This is a genomic window from Pseudomonas sp. TKO26 (assembly GCF_003225665.1).
In the GTDB taxonomy this organism is placed as follows: domain Bacteria; phylum Pseudomonadota; class Gammaproteobacteria; order Pseudomonadales; family Pseudomonadaceae; genus Aquipseudomonas; species Aquipseudomonas saponiphila.
This window is the reverse complement of the sequence record NZ_QKLN01000036.1, coordinates 80,362-96,908: the sequence shown is the minus strand read 5'-3', so window position 1 is coordinate 96,908 and position 16,547 is coordinate 80,362. Positions and strand designations below refer to the sequence as shown.

The 16,547-nt window shown below is 62.4% G+C and carries 16 protein-coding genes; 8 read left to right on the top strand and 8 right to left on the bottom strand.

What is annotated here, in order from left to right; all coding sequences use genetic code 11:
- Window positions 1-86 precede the first annotated feature (86 nt).
- The gene (locus DNK59_RS24735; RefSeq protein WP_110724947.1) at window positions 87-692 is read left to right on the top strand and encodes a flagellar basal body-associated protein FliL; all 606 of its coding nucleotides are present in this window, start codon (window positions 87-89) and stop codon (window positions 690-692) included.
- 6 nt (window positions 693-698) lie between these two features.
- Here DNK59_RS24735 and DNK59_RS24730 read toward each other — a convergent pair whose 3' ends face one another.
- The 6 genes from DNK59_RS24730 to DNK59_RS24705 all read right to left on the bottom strand — a co-directional run bounded on the left by DNK59_RS24730 (window position 699) and on the right by DNK59_RS24705 (window position 6,791).
- Window positions 699-1,358, bottom strand: a complete 660-nt coding sequence (locus DNK59_RS24730; protein WP_092317423.1) for a gamma-glutamylcyclotransferase — start codon at window positions 1,356-1,358, stop codon at window positions 699-701.
- A gap of 212 nt (window positions 1,359-1,570) precedes the next feature.
- Window positions 1,571-2,539, bottom strand: a complete 969-nt coding sequence (locus tag DNK59_RS24725; protein ID WP_110724946.1) for a CDP-6-deoxy-delta-3,4-glucoseen reductase — start codon at window positions 2,537-2,539, stop codon at window positions 1,571-1,573.
- A complete protein-coding gene (gene ubiD / locus DNK59_RS24720; protein ID WP_092317429.1) occupies window positions 2,539-4,005 on the bottom strand; it encodes a 4-hydroxy-3-polyprenylbenzoate decarboxylase in 1,467 nt (488 codons plus the stop codon). The genes DNK59_RS24725 and ubiD overlap by 1 nt, the downstream gene beginning before the upstream one ends.
- Before the next feature lie 125 nt (window positions 4,006-4,130).
- A complete protein-coding gene (gene rho / locus DNK59_RS24715; protein ID WP_016967176.1) occupies window positions 4,131-5,390 on the bottom strand; it encodes a transcription termination factor Rho in 1,260 nt (419 codons plus the stop codon).
- Window positions 5,391-5,636: 246 nt separating this feature from the next.
- On the bottom strand, window positions 5,637-5,966 hold the full coding sequence (trxA, locus tag DNK59_RS24710; protein ID WP_060841651.1) for a thioredoxin TrxA: 330 nt from the start codon (window positions 5,964-5,966) through the stop codon (window positions 5,637-5,639).
- Between the two features lie 120 nt (window positions 5,967-6,086).
- On the bottom strand, window positions 6,087-6,791 hold the full coding sequence (locus DNK59_RS24705; protein ID WP_092317432.1) for a FadR/GntR family transcriptional regulator: 705 nt from the start codon (window positions 6,789-6,791) through the stop codon (window positions 6,087-6,089).
- Window positions 6,792-7,045: 254 nt separating this feature from the next.
- On the opposite strand from DNK59_RS24705, the gene DNK59_RS24700 reads away from it, so the two are divergent.
- The 5 genes from DNK59_RS24700 to ppx all read left to right on the top strand — a co-directional run bounded on the left by DNK59_RS24700 (window position 7,046) and on the right by ppx (window position 11,546).
- Window positions 7,046-7,831, top strand: a complete 786-nt coding sequence (locus DNK59_RS24700; RefSeq protein ID WP_110724945.1) for a transporter substrate-binding domain-containing protein — start codon at window positions 7,046-7,048, stop codon at window positions 7,829-7,831.
- 21 nt (window positions 7,832-7,852) lie between these two features.
- The gene (locus tag DNK59_RS24695) at window positions 7,853-8,521 is read left to right on the top strand and encodes an amino acid ABC transporter permease (protein ID WP_110724944.1); all 669 of its coding nucleotides are present in this window, start codon (window positions 7,853-7,855) and stop codon (window positions 8,519-8,521) included.
- Window positions 8,518-9,168: an amino acid ABC transporter permease gene (locus tag DNK59_RS24690; RefSeq protein ID WP_110724943.1), complete on the top strand. Its 651-nt coding sequence runs from the start codon at window positions 8,518-8,520 to the stop codon at window positions 9,166-9,168. The genes DNK59_RS24695 and DNK59_RS24690 overlap by 4 nt, the downstream gene beginning before the upstream one ends.
- Window positions 9,155-9,889: an amino acid ABC transporter ATP-binding protein gene (locus tag DNK59_RS24685; protein ID WP_092317438.1), complete on the top strand. Its 735-nt coding sequence runs from the start codon at window positions 9,155-9,157 to the stop codon at window positions 9,887-9,889. Before DNK59_RS24690 ends, DNK59_RS24685 begins: the two co-directional genes overlap by 14 nt.
- 154 nt (window positions 9,890-10,043) lie before the next feature.
- Window positions 10,044-11,546 (top strand): exopolyphosphatase, encoded by a 1,503-nt coding sequence (ppx, locus tag DNK59_RS24680; RefSeq protein ID WP_092317441.1) that lies wholly within the window; start codon window positions 10,044-10,046, stop codon window positions 11,544-11,546.
- A gap of 168 nt (window positions 11,547-11,714) precedes the next feature.
- Here the strand turns inward: ppx and ppk1 are convergent, their stop codons facing one another.
- Together ppk1 and hemB are read right to left on the bottom strand one after the other, a co-directional pair.
- A complete protein-coding gene (gene ppk1, locus DNK59_RS24675) occupies window positions 11,715-13,928 on the bottom strand; it encodes a polyphosphate kinase 1 (RefSeq protein ID WP_110724942.1) in 2,214 nt (737 codons plus the stop codon).
- A gap of 18 nt (window positions 13,929-13,946) precedes the next feature.
- A complete protein-coding gene (gene hemB, locus DNK59_RS24670) occupies window positions 13,947-14,960 on the bottom strand; it encodes a porphobilinogen synthase (RefSeq protein WP_092317447.1) in 1,014 nt (337 codons plus the stop codon).
- Window positions 14,961-15,167: 207 nt separating this feature from the next.
- On the opposite strand from hemB, the gene DNK59_RS24665 reads away from it, so the two are divergent.
- Window positions 15,168-15,794, top strand: a complete 627-nt coding sequence (locus DNK59_RS24665) for a DedA family protein (protein WP_092317450.1) — start codon at window positions 15,168-15,170, stop codon at window positions 15,792-15,794.
- Between the two features lie 51 nt (window positions 15,795-15,845).
- Window positions 15,846-16,511 (top strand): isoprenoid biosynthesis glyoxalase ElbB, encoded by a 666-nt coding sequence (gene elbB, locus DNK59_RS24660; RefSeq protein WP_092317453.1) that lies wholly within the window; start codon window positions 15,846-15,848, stop codon window positions 16,509-16,511.
- The last annotated feature ends 36 nt before the right edge of the window (window positions 16,512-16,547 follow it).

The window sequence follows — 16,547 nt, the reverse complement described above, 5'->3', positions numbered from 1 at the left end:
CTGTTGTCCCGGGGATTTTCGTCTTCACTGATGGACAGGCTCGCCGCACCGCTGCGGCGAATCCCTTGCCAACCCGAGGACGAATGATGAGCACGATGCTACGCAAACTGTTACTGGGGCTGCTGGCCCTGCCCGGACTGATCATCGGCGCCCAGGCGCCGGCTCAGGCCGATGCCAATGGGCTGCGCAACGCCACGGTACTGATTGTCCGCCACGCCGAGAAACCGGACCAGGGCAGCGGCCTGAGCCCAAGGGGTGAAGAGCGTGCCCAAGCCTACGCCAGGTATTTTGACCCGTTGCAACTGGACGGCCAGAGCCTGGTGCCTCAGCGCCTGATCGCCACCAGCGATACGCCCGACAGCGCGCGGCCACGGCTGACCCTGGAACCCTTGGCCCAGCGACTGAAGCTCGGTATCGAGCAGCCCTATGCCGACAAGCAGGTGGACAAGCTGGTCAAATCCCTGAGCAAGGACAATCAGGCCCAGGTGCTGCTGATTGCCTGGCACCACGGCAAGATCTTTCAACTGATCAATGCTTTTGGCGGCGACGCCCAAGCCCTGGTAGGAGCCAAGTCCTGGCCGGAATCGGTGTACGACTGGCTGATAGTGCTGCGCTTCGACGACCACGGAAAGCTGCGTAAGGCCCACAGCCAGAAGATCCAGGAGCACCTGCTGCCGGGCGACGGCAGTTGAGCCGGCTCAAGCCGAAGCCACGGCCCCTGAAGACTTGCAGCGCTTGAGCCGCGCCTCCAGATTGCGATCCGGCATGGCATGGCTGCGCAGAGCCTGAACCGTCTGCTCGACATAATCGCGGGTGGTGCCATAACGCCCGCAAGCGCTCTCGAACACCTGGCTCAGCACATGATCCGGCAGATTGCCGGCATAGCTGGGCAGGTGCCGCTCCAGCACGAATCCCAGGGCCTGGACCTGGCTACCATCCTCAAGACGGCAGTTGAGCCAGTGCGGACGGTAAGAGGGATAAGGCATTTCACGTTGCCACAGGGCATACAACGAGGCGTCCAGATGCTCCTCCGGCAGCCGGTAGGCGAAGCCGCTGCAGGAGCCGCCACGATCCAGGCCGAACACCAGGCCCGGCATTTCCGGCGTGCCGCGATGCTCGTGTGACCACAGATACAGACCGCGATGATAGCCATGCACCCGTCCGCGCATGCGCTCGACCGCCGAACACTCCGGGCGCCAGATCAATGAACCGTAGGCAAACAACCAGACCGGACCACCCTTGTGCCGGGCCATGGTGGATTGCATGGAACTGCGAAGTTGTTCGTGGGTCAGCTGCGGCCCCAGATCGAGCCGCGGAGGGTAAGCCAGATTCAGATAACTGGATTCAAGGGCTGTCATGGCGAATAGCGTTCGGCTCCCCGCGTAAAAGAAGTTACTTAATAGAACGCCTGGAAGTAACTACAAGACACATAAGTTTCAAGGCAAGTTAAGTGCCACTAGAGCAGCACTCAAGTTGAAGGCTTATATATAACCTACCGGTATTTATCTAATTAGATAAATACCGATGGGCTATATACAGAGTTATAACGGACAGCCCCGACCAGATGCCGTCAGGGGCGCGGAGCGTAGGCGAACACGTCGGCCCGCATCTGATGAGCGTCCATCCCGGCATTCACCAGCGCGTCCAGGGTGGCGTAGATCATGGCCGGCGAGCCGCTGGCATAGACGTGTACTGCCGACAGATCGGTGATGTCCTCGCACACCGCCTCGTGCAGCATGCCGCAGCGTCCCTCCCAGCCGCACAGGTCGCTGACCACCTTGTGCAGGTACAGGTTGGGCAACTGCTGCCATTCATCCCAGTGTTCCAGCTGGTAGAAGTCCTCTGGCCGACGCACGCCCCAATACAGATGCACCGGGTGCTTGAAGCCCTTGGCCCGGCAGTGCTCGATCAGGCTGTGCATCTGCGCCATGCCGGTCCCGGCGGCGATCAGCACCAGCGGACCGTCCGGCAGCTCGGCCAGGTGGGTATCGCCGAACGGCATCTCGACCCGCGCCATGCGCTCGCGTTGCAGCTGCTGCATCAGGCTTTGCGCACTGTTTTCGCGCACCAGCACGTGCAACTCCAGGTCCCGCCCGCAATGGGGCGCCGAAGCCAGGGAGAACGCCGACTTCTCGCCGTTATCGCGTTCCAGCATCAGGTACTGGCCGGCGTGATAGCGGGGTGGCTTGCCGGCCGGAGCCCGCAGCCTGACCCGCCAGACATCGCCGCCGACTTCCAGGCATTCAGTGAGCTGACACGACAGGCTGCGCACCGGCAACTCTCCCAGCGCAAGGACGCCATCCCACAGCACGATGCAGTCTTCCAGCGGCTCTGCAATGCAAGTGTAGAACTCGCCGTGATCACGCACATCGCCGGCTTGCTGCACGCTGCCTTCCACCAGCAGCGCCGCACACACATGGCAGTTGCCATTGCGACAGCTTTGCGGGCATTCATAGCCCAGGCGCCGCGCCGCATCGAGAATCCGCTCGCCGGGCAGCGTCTCAAGCACCGCTCCGGAGGGCTGCAAGGTTACACGCATCAATCTATTCCTAACTGATTCCAGATGGCATCGATCCGGCGGGTGACCGCCTCATCCTTGACGATGACCCGGCCCCACTCTCGGGTGGTTTCTCCGGGCCACTTGTGAGTGGCGTCGAGCCCCATCTTCGAACCCAGGCCGGATACCGGCGAGGCGAAGTCGAGGTAGTCGATCGGGGTATTGTCGATCATCACCGTGTCGCGCTTGGGGTCCATGCGCGTGGTGATGGCCCAGATCACATCGTTCCAGTCCCGGGCATTGATATCGTCGTCGGTGACGATAACGAACTTGGTGTACATGAACTGTCGCAAAAACGACCAGACACCCAGCATCACGCGCTTGGCGTGCCCCGGGTACTGCTTCTTCATGGTCACCACCGCCATGCGGTAGGAGCAGCCCTCGGGTGGCAGGTAGAAGTCGGTGATCTCCGGGAACTGCTTCTGCAGGATCGGCACGAACACTTCGTTCAGCGCCACGCCGAGGATCGCCGGCTCATCCGGTGGCCGCCCGGTGTAGGTGCTGTGGTAGATCGGCTTGATGCGATGGGTGATGCGCTCCACGGTGAACACCGGGAAGCTGTCGACTTCGTTGTAGTAACCGGTGTGGTCGCCGTACGGACCTTCATCGGCCATTTCGCCGGGGTGAATCACCCCTTCGAGAACGATTTCTGCGGAGGCCGGAACCTGCAGGTCGTTGCCGCGGCACTTCACCAGCTCGGTGCGATTGCCCCGCAGCAGGCCGGCGAAGGCGTATTCGGAAAGGCTGTCCGGCACTGGGGTCACCGCGCCGAGAATGGTTGCCGGGTCCGCGCCCAGGGCCACGGACACCGGGAACGGCTGGCCCGGGTGCTTCTCGCACCACTCGCGGTAATCCAGCGCGCCGCCACGGTGGCTCAACCAGCGCATGATCACCTTGTTGCGGCCAATCACCTGCTGGCGATAGATCCCCAGGTTCTGCCGGTCCTTGTTCGGGCCCTTGGTCACCGTCAGGCCCCAAGTGATCAGCGGGCCGACATCGCCGGGCCAGCAGGTCTGCACCGGCAGCATGCCGAGGTCGACGTCGTCGCCTTCGATCACCACTTCCTGGCACACCGCATCCTTGACCACCTTGGGCGCCATGGAAATGATCTTGCGGAAGATCGGCAGCTTGGACCAGGCGTCCTTCAAGCCCTTGGGCGGCTCCGGCTCCTTGAGGAAGGCCAGCAACTTGCCGATCTCGCGCAGCTCGCTGACCGCATCGGCGCCCATCCCCAGGGCCACGCGCTCGGGGGTGCCGAACAGGTTGCCGAGCACGGGAATGTCGTAACCGGTGGGGTTTTCAAACAGCAGGGCCGGGCCTTTGGCGCGCAAGGTGCGATCGCAGACCTCGGTCATTTCCAGCACTGGGGACACCGGGACCTGGATGCGCTTGAGTTCCGAGCGCTGTTCCAGGCCGCTGATAAAGTCGCGCAAGTCGCGATACTGCATGCGTGAGCCTCGTTTTCGCCGTGGCATTCGGGGCAGGCAGTTTAGCGCCGAACCCACAGGTTCAGAATAGAGAATGTCAGATAGCAAAAAGCCGGGTTTCCCCGGCTCTTGCTGGCCTGATCGATTTACTTGCGCTTCATCGACAGGAAGAACTCATCGTTGGTCTTGGTCTGTTTCAGCTTGTCGACCAGGAACTCGATGGCAGCGACTTCATCCATCGGATGCAGCAGCTTGCGCAGGATCCACATGCGCTGCAGCTCGTCATCGGCAGTCAGCAGCTCTTCACGGCGGGTGCCGGACTTGTTGATGTTGATGGCCGGGAATACGCGTTTCTCGGCAATACGGCGGTCCAGGGGCAGCTCCATGTTGCCGGTACCCTTGAACTCTTCGTAGATCACTTCATCCATCTTCGAGCCGGTTTCAACCAGCGCGGTAGCGATGATGGTCAGCGAGCCGCCTTCTTCGATGTTGCGCGCGGCGCCGAAGAAACGCTTCGGTTTCTCCAGGGCGTGGGCATCGACACCACCGGTCAGGACCTTGCCGGAGCTCGGGATCACGGTGTTGTAGGCACGGGCCAGACGGGTGATGGAGTCCAGCAGGATCACCACGTCCTTCTTGTGCTCGACCAGGCGCTTGGCCTTCTCGATCACCATCTCGGCCACTTGCACGTGACGGGTTGGCGGCTCGTCGAAGGTGGAAGCAACCACTTCGCCACGCACGGTGCGCTGCATCTCGGTTACTTCTTCCGGACGCTCGTCGATCAACAGCACGATCAGATGAACTTCCGGGTTATTACGCGTGATGTTCGCCGCAATGTTCTGCAGCATGATGGTCTTGCCCGCCTTCGGCGGAGCAACGATCAGACCGCGCTGGCCCTTGCCGATCGGCGCGCACAGGTCGATGACACGGCCGGTCAGGTCTTCGGTGGAACCGTTGCCGGCTTCCATCTTCATGCGCACGGTCGGGAACAGCGGCGTCAGGTTTTCGAACAGAATCTTGTTCTTGGCGTTCTCGGGACGGTCGTAGTTGATGGTATCGACCTTGAGCAGCGCGAAGTAACGCTCGCCTTCCTTGGGAGGGCGGATCTTGCCAACGATGGTGTCACCGGTGCGCAAGTTGAAGCGACGGATCTGGCTTGGCGAGACGTAGATATCGTCCGGGCCGGCCAGGTAGGAGGCGTCGGAGGAGCGAAGGAAGCCGAAGCCGTCCTGGAGGATCTCCAGCACGCCATCACCGGAGATTTCCTCACCGCTTTTCGCGTGCTTTTTCAGCAGGGAGAAAATCACGTCCTGCTTGCGCGAACGGGCCATATTTTCTATGCCCATCTGTTCGGCCAATTCGAGCAGTTCGGTAATCGGCTTTTGCTTGAGTTCAGTCAGATTCATATAGGAATGACGTAATCATTTATAGAGGGGGGAAATTAAGCTTTTGGCTTAATGAGGCCGCGCCGCGGAGAAGGCGACAGGATCGCGTACTTATTCGAAAAGGAGAGCGTCGGCGACGGCTTGCAGGGGGCACTGGAGAAACCAGTGCGGGGCCGAATGTAACACCTGAGTTTCGGAGCGTCTAGCCCTCGATCACGAAAAAGCCCCGCATTTTGCGGGGCTTTTCCAGGGCACTGAAATCGACGCTTAGATGTTGGCGTCGAGGAAAGCGGCCAGTTGCGACTTGGACAGTGCGCCGACCTTGGTGGCCTCGACATTGCCGTTCTTGAACAGCATCAGAGTCGGGATACCACGCACGCCGTGCTTGGCCGGGGTTTCCGAGTTTTCGTCGATGTTCAGCTTGGCAACGGTCAATTTGCCTTTGTAGGTTTCAGCAATTTCGTCCAGAACCGGAGCGATCATCTTGCATGGGCCGCACCACTCAGCCCAGTAGTCGACCAGTACAGCGCCTTCGGCTTTGAGTACGTCGGTCTCGAAGCTGGCGTCGCTGACGTGTTTGATAAGATCGCTGCTCATGGAATTCTCCAGGTTGTAAGCAAAAAAACGTGGCCCATCATATCTGCCCTTCCCGCGTTCAGGAAGCCGGAGATGATTGACTCTCACTATGGTGCCCCATGAGTTTGGGTATAGCTCAGCTCAGGCAGACGCGGGGGTCACAAAGGCGATTCCAGTGCGCAGGGCAGCATTGCGCACATGCTCCTGCATGGCCTTTTGCGCCGCTCCGGAAGCATGCCGGACCAGGGCCCGGAGGATCTTGCGATGCTCCTGCCAGGTTTCCATGGCCCGCTCGGGCCGGATGAACGGTAGCTTCTGACTCTCCAGGAAGATCTCGGCACTGGCGCTGAGGATACTCAGCATCGCCTGATTGCCGCTGGCCAGGAGGATCTTCTGGTGAAACTCGAAGTCCAGCCGCGCCGCCGCCTCGAAATCCCCGGCCCGCAACTCACTGCGCATGGCCTGCACATTGTCTTCCAGGGCATCCAGCTCATCGGCGGTCAGGGTCACCGCCGCCAGACCCGCAGCGAACCCCTCCAGGGCATAACGCAACTGAAAGATATCCACCGGCGAGGCCTGGGCGGCGAACGGCCAGCTCAATCCGGCACCGGCCGGAACCGTTTCAGGCACCTGGACGAACACCCCCTTGCCCGGCTGCACGCTGATCATCCCCAGGGCACTCAAGGATGACAGAGCCTCGCGCAGCGACGCCCGACTGACCCCCAATTGCACCGCCAGCTCCCGCTGCGAGGGCAGCGCATCCCCCGGACCAAAGCCCCGTTCGATGATCAATTGGCGAATGGCTTGCAGGGCCAGTTCGGGTACGGCACGGGTGATCGAATTCATGGATGGGCGGTTGACCGGTGCAGGAAAAGCTCCCTTGTAAAGCTATTCGCCGAACCCGGCAAGTCGTGCCCCACAGGGGTTCGGTGCTGTCCGGTGATGCTCGATCCAGGTGCGAAAAAACGCCCAACTGTTCAGACCAGTAAGACCGAAAAAACCACGGTGAACCGCGTATCCACGGCCTTTTCCGGGTATTGGCATGGCCTGTGCTCTGTCGCCACACAGCATTCACTTCCCAAGACCTGCGGAGATTCGCCATGACCAAACGCTGTTGCGCCCTGCTCTCTGCCCTGTTCGCCAGCCTGCTGCTGAGCCAGGCCCCGGCCCAGGCCAGCGCCCTGGACGACGTGCTGGCCCGCGGTACCCTCAAGGTGGCCGTGCCCCAGGATTTCCCGCCGTTCGGTTCGGTGGGCCCGGACATGCAGCCCCGCGGCCTGGACATCGACACCGCCCGCCTGCTGGCCGAACAGCTCAAGGTCAAGCTGGAGCTGACCCCGGTGAACAGCACCAACCGAATTCCGTTCCTCACCACCGGCAAGGTCGACCTGGTGATTTCCAGCCTCGGCAAGAACCCGGAACGGGAAAAGGTCATCGATTTCTCTCGGGCTTACGCACCCTTCTACCTCGCGGTGTTCGGCCCGCCCGATGCCGCCATCGCCAGCCTCGACGACCTCAAGGGCAAGACCATCAGCGTCACCCGTGGCGCCATCGAAGACATCGAGCTGACCGCCGTGGCGCCCCAGGGCGCGACCATCAAGCGCTTCGAGGACAACAACTCGACCATCGCCGCCTACCTCGCCGGCCAGGTCGACCTGATCGCCAGCGGCAACGTGGTGATGGTCGCCATCAGCCAGCGCAACCCGAAGCGCATCCCGGCGATGAAGATCAAGCTCAAGGACTCGCCGGTCTACGTCGGGGTCAACAAGAACCAGCCGGAGCTGCTGGACAAGGTCAACCAGATCCTCACTGCCGCCAAGGCCGACGGCGCCCTGGAGAAAAACTCCCAGCAGTGGCTCAAGGAGCCGCTGCCGGCCGACCTTTGACCGCCCACCCGGAGCTAGAGCATGGCTTATCAGTTCGACTTCCTGCCGGTGCTGGAAAACACCGGCCTGCTGCTGCGCGGCGCGCTGTTCACCCTGGAACTGACCACCATCGGCACGCTGCTCGGGGTCAGCCTGGGGATCATCGGCGCCCTGGTGCGGGCCTGGAGGATTCAGCCCCTGGCGGCGGCGTTCGGCGTCTACGTCGAGCTGATCCGCAATACCCCGTTCCTGGTGCAGCTGTTCTTCATCTTCTTCGGCCTGCCGTCCCTGGGCCTGCAGATTTCCGAGTGGCAGGCGGCAGTGCTGGCCATGGTGATCAACCTCGGCGCCTATTCCACGGAAATCATCCGCGCCGGCATCCAGGCAATCCCCAAGGGCCAGCTGGAAGCCGCCGCAGCCCTGGCCATGAGCCGTTTCGAAGCCTTTCGCCACGTGGTGCTGCTGCCAGCCCTGGGCAAGGTCTGGCCGGCCCTGTGCAGCCAGATCATCATCGTCATGCTGGGCTCTGCGGTGTGCTCGCAGATCGCCACCGAGGAACTGAGCTTCGCCGCCAACTTCATTCAATCGCGCAATTTCCGCGCCTTTGAAACCTACGCCCTGACCACCCTGATCTACCTGTGCATGGCCTTGCTGATCCGTCAGTTGCTGAACTGGATCGGTCAGCGCTACATCCTGAGGAGCAGCCGATGAGCGACTTCAGTTTCTGGGACATCCTGCGCAACCTGCTCAGCGGCCTGCAGTGGACCCTGCTGCTATCCCTGGTGGCCTTTATCGGCGGCGGCCTGATCGGCCTGCTGATCATGACCCTGCGGATCTCCGACAAGGGCTGGGCCCGCTCCTGCGCCCGCACCTATATAGAACTGTTCCAGGGCACACCGCTGCTGATGCAGCTGTTCCTGGTGTTCTTCGGCATCGCCCTGCTGGGGGTGGATATCTCACCCTGGCTGGCCGCCGCCATCGCCCTGACCCTGTTCACCAGCGCCTACCTGGCGGAGATCTGGCGCGGCTGCGTCGAGTCGATTCCCCATGGCCAGTGGGAAGCCTCGTCAAGCCTGGCCCTGAGCCCCTATGAACAGCTGCGCCACGTGATCCTGCCACAAGCGCTGCGCATCGCCGTGGCGCCCACCGTGGGCTTCTCGGTGCAAGTGGTCAAAGGCACCGCGGTGACCTCGATCATCGGTTTCACCGAGCTGACCAAGACCGGCAGCATGCTGGCCAACGCCACCTTCGAGCCCTTCATGGTCTATGGCCTGGTGGCCCTCGGTTACTTCCTGCTGTGCTACCCCCTGTCCCTCAGTGCCCGCTACCTGGAAAGGAAACTGCATGCCTCTGCTTAGAATTTCCGCCCTGCATAAATACTACGGCGACCACCATGTGCTCAAAGGCATCGACCTGAGCATCGAGGAAGGCCAGGTGGTGGCGATCATCGGACGCAGCGGCTCGGGCAAGAGCACTCTGCTACGCACCCTCAACGGCCTGGAGTCGATCAACGACGGGGTCATCGAGGTTGACGGTGAATACCTGGATGCCGCCCGCGCCGACCTGCGCAGCCTGCGGCAGAAGGTCGGCATGGTGTTCCAGCAGTTCAATCTGTTCCCCCACCTGAGCGTGGGCGAGAACGTGATGCTGGCCCCGCAGGTGGTGCAGAAGGTGCCCAAGGCCCGGGCTGCCGAGCTGGCGCGGCAGATGCTGGCCCGGGTCGGCCTGGCGGAGAAATTCGACGCCTTCCCCGATCGCCTGTCCGGCGGTCAGCAACAACGGGTGGCGATCGCCCGGGCCTTGGCGATGTCGCCCAAGGTGCTGCTGTGCGATGAAATCACCTCGGCCCTGGACCCTGAGCTGGTCAATGAAGTGCTCAGCGTGGTGCGCCAGCTGGCCCGGGACGGCATGACCCTGATCATGGTCACCCATGAGATGCGCTTTGCCCGGGAAGTGGGTGACAAACTGGTGTTCATGCACCAGGGCAAGGTGCATGAAGTGGGCGATCCGAAGCTATTGTTCGCCAACCCGCAGACCGCCGAACTGGCGAACTTCATCGGCAGCACCGAGCAGGCTTGAGGCCAGCCGGTCGCAGGGGCCGGCTGACGGGCGTACAGCGACAGCAGCGCCTGCCGCAGGTTTTGTGCGTTGAATCAACGCATTGGACACTGCGCGTTGGCGCAGGCCGTTGATCGTGGCAGGATGGCGAGGTTATCGACCGAGACCCCCAACCATGCCCCAATCCCAAGCCAAGAATCTGTCCCTGATCGCCGCAATCGATCTGGGCTCCAACAGCTTTCACATGGTCGTGGCCAAGGCCCGGAACGGTGAGATCCGCATACTCGAGCGGCTCGGTGAGAAGGTCCAACTGGCCGCCGGCATCGACGAAGAACGCCAGCTCAACGAAGAATCCATGCAGCGCGGGCTCGACTGCCTCAAGCGCTTCGCCCAACTGATCAACGGCATGCCGCCGGGCACGGTGCGTATCGTCGGCACCAACGCCCTGCGCGAGGCGCGCAACCGTGGCGAATTCATTCGCCGTGCCGAAGAAATCCTCGGCCACCCGGTGGAAGTCATCTCCGGCCGTGAAGAAGCCCGCCTGATCTACCTCGGGGTGTCCCACACCCTGGCCGACACCCCGGGTAAACGCCTGGTGGCCGACATCGGCGGCGGCAGTACCGAATTCATCATCGGTCAGCGCTTCGAGCCGCTGCTGCGCGAGAGCCTGCAGATGGGTTGTGTGAGCTTCACCCAGCGCTACTTCCGCGACGGCAAGGTCACCCCCGCCCGCTACGCCCAGGCCTACACCGCCGCGCGCCTGGAAATCATGAGCATCGAACATGCCTTGCATCGCCTGACCTGGGACGAAGCCATCGGCTCGTCCGGAACCATCCGCGCCATCGGCCTGGCCCTCAAGGCCGGCGGCCAGGGCACTGGCGAAGTCAACGCCGAAGGCCTGGCCTGGCTCAAGCGCAAGCTGTTCAAGCTGGGCGACGCCGAGAAGATCGACTTCGAAGGCATCAAGCCCGACCGCCGGGCGATCTTCCCAGCGGGCCTGGCGATTCTCGAAGCGATCTTCGACGCCCTGGAACTGCAGCGCATGGACCACTGCGAGGGCGCCCTGCGTGAAGGCGTGCTCTACGACCTGCTGGGCCGTCACCACCACGAAGACGTCCGCGAACGCACCCTCAGCTCGTTGATGGAGCGTTACCACGTCGACCTGGAACAGGCCTCGCGCGTCGAAGGCAAGGCCCTGCGTGCCTTCGACCAGGTCGCCGCGGACTGGGACCTGGAAGACGGCGTCTGGCGCGAACTGCTGGGCTGGGCGGCCAAGGTCCACGAAGTGGGCCTGGATATCGCCCACTACCACTACCACAAGCACGGCGCCTACCTGATCGAGCACTCGGACCTGGCCGGTTTCTCCCGGGAAGACCAGCAGATGCTGGCGCTGCTGGTGCGTGGCCACCGCCGCAACATCCCCAAGGAAAAATTCGCCGAGTTCGGCGACGACGGCATCAAGCTGATCCGTCTGTGCGTGCTGCTGCGTTTCGCCATCCTGTTCCACCACATCCGCGGCACTCAGCAGATGCCCCAGGTGAGCCTGCGCGCCAGCGGCGATCAGCTGGATGTGGAGTTCCCGGAGCACTGGCTGGATGAAAACCAGCTGACCCAGGCCGACTTCGCCCTGGAAGCCGAATGGCTGACCCGGGTCGGCATCGTGCTCAACGTCCGCTGACCTGCCACGGACCTGTAGGAGCCGGCTTGCCGGCGAAGAGGCCGCGAAACCTTGCATCACTCGCTGGGAAGTCTTCGCTGGCAAGCCAGCTCCTACAGCTCTTGCAAACCGCACAAAAAAGGCCAGCCCGGTACTCGGGCTGGCCTTTTTCATTGACGCCTGTCGCGCTTAACGCACCGGCAACACCGGGCTGCCAAGGCGCTCCAGCAAGGTCGCCTGGGCACTGCGCGGATTCTGGTTGCCGGTCGGCGTGTTACGGATGTAACGACCGTCGGACTGCAGGCTCCAGCTGTGGGTGTTATCGGTGAGATAGCTTTCCAGCTCTTTCTTGACCCGCAGGATCAGCTTCTTGCCTTCCACCGGGAAGCAGGTTTCGACCCGTTTATCGAGGTTGCGCTCCATCCAGTCGGCACTGGACAGGAACATCTGTTCCTCGCCGCCGTTGAGGAAGTAGAACACCCGGGTGTGCTCCAGGAAGCGGCCGATGATCGAGCGCACGTGGATGTTGTGCGATACCCCGGCAATCCCCGGACGCAGGCAGCACATGCCGCGCACCACCAGATCGATGCGCACGCCGGACTGGCTGGCCTTGTACAACGCGCGAATGATCTTCGGATCGGTCAGCGAGTTGAACTTGGCGATGATGTGCGCGGGCTTGCCGTCCAGGGCGAACTGAGTCTCCCGGGCGATCATGTCGAGCATGCCCTTCTTCAGGGTGAACGGCGCATGCAACAGCTTCTTCATGCGCAGGGTCTTGCCCATGCCGATCAGCTGGCTGAACAGTTTGCCAACGTCTTCGCACAAGGCGTCATCGGAGGTCAGCAAGCTGTAGTCGGTGTACAGACGGGCGTTGGCCGCGTGGTAGTTGCCGGTGCCCAGGTGCGCATAACGCACGATTTCGCCGGCTTCGCGACGCAGGATCAGCATCATCTTGGCGTGGGTCTTGAAACCCACCACGCCGTAGATCACCACCGCGCCGGCCGCTTGCAGGCGGCTGGCCATCTGCAGGTTGGATTCTTCGTCGAACCGCGCCCGCAATTCGATCACCGCGGTGACCTCCTTGCCATTGCGCGCCGCATCCACCAGGGCATCGACGATTTCCGAGTTGGCGCCGCTGCGGTACAGGGTCTGGCGCACCGCCAGCACGTGCGGGTCCTTGGCGGCCTGGCGCAGCAGGTCGACCACCGGGGTGAAGGATTCGAACGGGTGCAGCAGCAGGATGTCCTGCTTGCTGACGACGCTGAAGATGTTCTCGCTGTTCTGCAGCAGCTTGGGAATCTGCGGGGTGAACGGGGTGTATTGCAGCTCCGGGTGGCTGTCCAGGCCGGTGATGCTGAACAACCGCGTCAGGTTCACCGGGCCATTGACCTGATACAGCTCGGTTTCGTGCAGGTTGAACTGCTTGAGCAGGTAATCCGACAGGTGTTTCGGGCAGGTGTCGGCCACTTCCAGGCGCACGGCGTCACCGTAGCGCCGGGAGAACAGCTCGCCGCGCAGGGCGCGGGCCAGGTCTTCGACGTCCTCGGTGTCCACCGCCAGGTCGGCGTTACGGGTCAGGCGGAACTGATAGCAGCCTTTTACCTTCATGCCCTGGAACAGGTCATCGGCGTGGGCGTGGATCATCGACGAGAGGAACACATAGTTATCGCCAGGGCCGCCGACTTCTTCCGGCACCTTGATGATCCGCGGCAACAGGCGTGGCGCCGGGATGATCGCCAGGCCCGAATCGCGACCGAAGGCGTCGATGCCTTCCAGCTCGACGATGAAGTTCAGGCTCTTGTTCACCAGCAACGGGAACGGGTGCGTCGGGTCGAGGCCAATGGGGGTGATGATCGGCGCGATCTCGTCGCGGAAGTAGCGGCGTACCCAGGTCTTGAGCTTGGCGGTCCAGTAGCGGCGACGGATGAAGCGAACCTGGTGCTTCTCCAGTTCCGGCAACAGGATGTCGTTGAGGATCGCGTACTGGCGGTCGACCTGACCGTGCACCAGCTCGCTGATCCGCGCCAGCGCCTGATGCGGCTGCAAGCCGTCGGCCCCAGCCTGCTCACGGGCGAAGGTGATCTGCTTCTTCAGGCCGGCGACACGGATCTCGAAGAACTCGTCCAGGTTGCTGGAGAAGATCAGCAGGAACTTCAGGCGCTCCAGCAGCGGGTAGGACTCGTCCAGCGCCTGTTCCAGCACGCGGATGTTGAATTGCAGCTGCGAGAGCTCGCGGTGAATGTACAGGCTGCTGTCATCCAGGTTGGGGATGACAATGGCCGGCGCCGGTGGCGCCTCGGCCACCGCGGGCGCGGGTTCCAGTTCCGGCGGGGTTTCAACCACTGGCTCGACCACCGGCTGAGCGTCTTTTACGGCAACTTCTGAGAGTCCTTCAGTATTCATCGCGTGTTCCTGGGAGGGCTATTTTTGCTCTCGTAACAATTGAGCAGCACGGACGGCAAAGTAAGTCAGGATGCCATCGGCACCCGCACGTTTAAAAGCGGTCAGGGATTCAAGAATAACCCCTTCACCCAACCAGCCATTCTGGATCGCCGCCATGTGCATGGCGTATTCGCCGCTGACCTGATAGACAAAGGTCGGCACCTTGAATTCATCCTTGACCCGAAAAAGGATATCCAGGTACGGCATGCCTGGCTTGACCATGACCATGTCCGCCCCTTCCGCCAGGTCCGCCGCCACTTCATGCAGGGCTTCGTCACCGTTGGCCGGGTCCATCTGGTACGAGGCCTTGTCGGCCTTGCCCAGGTTCAGCGCCGAACCCACCGCATCGCGGAAAGGGCCGTAGTAGGCGCTGGCGTACTTGGCCGAGTAGGCCATGATCCGCACGTTGACGTGCCCCGCCAGCTCCAGGGCTTCGCGGATCGCCTGGACCCGCCCGTCCATCATGTCCGAGGGAGCCACCACCTGGGCGCCGGCCTCGGCGTGGGACAGCGCCTGACGCACCAGGGCATCGACGGTGATGTCGTTCTGTACATAACCCTGTTCGTCGAGGATGCCGTCCTGCCCATGGGTAGTGAAAGGGTCCAGAGCGACGTCGGTGATCACCCCCAGTGCCGGGAAACGTTCGCGCAGGGCGCGGGTGGCACGCTGGGCGATGCCCTCGGGATTCCAGGCTTCGGCCGCGTCCAGGGACTTGAGCCCGGCCGGGGTCACCGGAAACAGCGCCAGGGCCGGAATCCCCAACTCGACCCAGTGCGCCGCCTCTTCCAGCAGCAGGTCGATGGTCAGGCGCTCGACCCCGGGCATCGACGCCACCGCTTCGCGACGGTTCTCACCTTCAAGCACGAATACCGGCAGGATCAGGTCGTCGACGCTCAGCCGGTTTTCACGCACCAGACGGCGAGAGAAATCATCGCGACGGTTACGCCGCAGACGAGTGGCTGGGAACAGGCGGCTGGCAGGGGTAAAGCTCACGGCAGACTCCAGGGCTCGCGCGGGCGGGCGAGCGGCACAGTTATAAGCGGGCATTATGACGAACAGATGACAGTTGTGCTCAAGCTGTTGACCGGCAGCAACACTCATTGTCATTGGCCGAATTGTTCACGTCGAGACACATTTCGATACTTTCCCGAACGTCGTCGAAGGGGTAGGCTGCGCGTTCATTTCGCCAGCATCCAGACAATGCTCCAACAATTTCTTCAGGATTTCGGCTACTTCGCCCTCTTTCTCGGCACGTTTTTCGAAGGCGAGACCATTCTGGTTCTTGCCGGGTTTCTTGCGTTCCGCGGATACATGGATATCAAGCTGGTGATGATCGTCGCCTTCCTCGGCAGCTATGCCGGTGACCAGCTGTGGTACTTCCTGGGACGCAAGCATGGCCGCAAGCTGCTGGCGCGCAAGCCGCGCTGGCAAATGATGGGCGACCGAGCGCTGGAGCATATCCGCAAGCATCCGGATATCTGGGTGCTGAGTTTCCGCTTCGTCTACGGCCTGCGCACCGTGATGCCGGTGGCCATTGGTCTGTCCGGCTATCCGCCGGGCCGCTATTTGCTGCTCAACGGCATTGGCGCGGCCATCTGGGCTGTGGCCCTGGCCCAGGCCGCCTACCATTTCGGCGCGGTCATGGAAGGCATGCTCGGCAGCATCAAGAAGTACGAGCTGTGGGTCCTGGGCGCCCTTCTGGTGCTGGGCTTCGGCCTGTGGCTGCGCCGGCGTTTCAAGAACGCCCGCCTGGCCAAGCAGATCTACGACGCCGAACAGGCCGCCGCGCAAGACAAGACCAAGGCTCCGACCACACCAGTGGAGTGAGACGCTGGTCATTTGGCATGCTGTCGGCACCCTTAACCAGGAGAAACAACCATGAGCAAAAAAGTTGCAGTGATCCTTTCCGGTTGCGGCGTGTTCGACGGTGCCGAGATCCACGAGAGCGTGCTCACCCTGCTGCGCCTCGACCAGCGTGGAGCCCAGGTGCAGTGCTTTGCCCCGAACATCCCGCAGATGCATGTGCTCAACCATCTGACCGGCGAAACCATGGCCGAAACCCGCAACGTGCTGGTGGAATCGGCGCGCATTGCCCGTGGCCAGGTCAAGGACCTGCATGAAGCCAGCGTCGACGACTTCGACGCGCTGATCATTCCCGGCGGCTTCGGTGCAGCCAAGAATCTATCCAGCTTCGCCACCGAAGGCGCGGCCTGCACGGTCCAGGCCGACGTCCTGGCCCTGGCCGAAGCTTTTGCCGAAGCGGGCAAACCGGTAGGCCTGATGTGCATCGCCCCGGCCCTGGCGGCGAAGATCTACGGACCGGGCGTGACCTGCACCATCGGTAACGACGCCGATACCGCAGCGGTCCTGGGCAAGATGGGCGCCAGCCATGCCGAATGCGCCGTAGGCGACATCATCGAAGACAAGGCGCGCAAGCTGGTGAGCACCCCCGCCTACATGCTGGCGCAGTCCATCAGCGAAGCCGCTTCCGGCATCAACAAACTGGTGGACCGGGTGCTGGAACTGACCCACGAAGGCGAATAAGCGCCCCGCCACAAGGACAACCTCCTGTGGCGAGGA

Excerpts from the sequence above, each read along its gene's own strand:
- ppx (WP_092317441.1), top strand. The coding sequence starts at position 10,044 with ATGCCCCAATCCCAAGCCAAGAATCTGTCCCTGATCGCCGCAATCGAT.
- trxA (WP_060841651.1), bottom strand. The coding sequence starts at position 5,966 with ATGAGCAGCGATCTTATCAAACACGTCAGCGACGCCAGCTTCGAGACC.
- ppk1 (WP_110724942.1), bottom strand. The coding sequence starts at position 13,928 with ATGAATACTGAAGGACTCTCAGAAGTTGCCGTAAAAGACGCTCAGCCG.
- DNK59_RS24725 (WP_110724946.1), bottom strand. The coding sequence starts at position 2,539 with ATGCGTGTAACCTTGCAGCCCTCCGGAGCGGTGCTTGAGACGCTGCCC.
- elbB (WP_092317453.1), top strand. The coding sequence starts at position 15,846 with ATGAGCAAAAAAGTTGCAGTGATCCTTTCCGGTTGCGGCGTGTTCGAC.
- DNK59_RS24695 (WP_110724944.1), top strand. The coding sequence starts at position 7,853 with ATGGCTTATCAGTTCGACTTCCTGCCGGTGCTGGAAAACACCGGCCTG.
- ubiD (WP_092317429.1), bottom strand. The coding sequence starts at position 4,005 with ATGCAGTATCGCGACTTGCGCGACTTTATCAGCGGCCTGGAACAGCGC.
- DNK59_RS24730 (WP_092317423.1), bottom strand. The coding sequence starts at position 1,358 with ATGACAGCCCTTGAATCCAGTTATCTGAATCTGGCTTACCCTCCGCGG.
- DNK59_RS24665 (WP_092317450.1), top strand. The coding sequence starts at position 15,168 with ATGCTCCAACAATTTCTTCAGGATTTCGGCTACTTCGCCCTCTTTCTC.
- DNK59_RS24735 (WP_110724947.1), top strand. The coding sequence starts at position 87 with ATGAGCACGATGCTACGCAAACTGTTACTGGGGCTGCTGGCCCTGCCC.
- DNK59_RS24690 (WP_110724943.1), top strand. The coding sequence starts at position 8,518 with ATGAGCGACTTCAGTTTCTGGGACATCCTGCGCAACCTGCTCAGCGGC.
- DNK59_RS24700 (WP_110724945.1), top strand. The coding sequence starts at position 7,046 with ATGACCAAACGCTGTTGCGCCCTGCTCTCTGCCCTGTTCGCCAGCCTG.
- DNK59_RS24685 (WP_092317438.1), top strand. The coding sequence starts at position 9,155 with ATGCCTCTGCTTAGAATTTCCGCCCTGCATAAATACTACGGCGACCAC.
- DNK59_RS24705 (WP_092317432.1), bottom strand. The coding sequence starts at position 6,791 with ATGAATTCGATCACCCGTGCCGTACCCGAACTGGCCCTGCAAGCCATT.
- rho (WP_016967176.1), bottom strand. The coding sequence starts at position 5,390 with ATGAATCTGACTGAACTCAAGCAAAAGCCGATTACCGAACTGCTCGAA.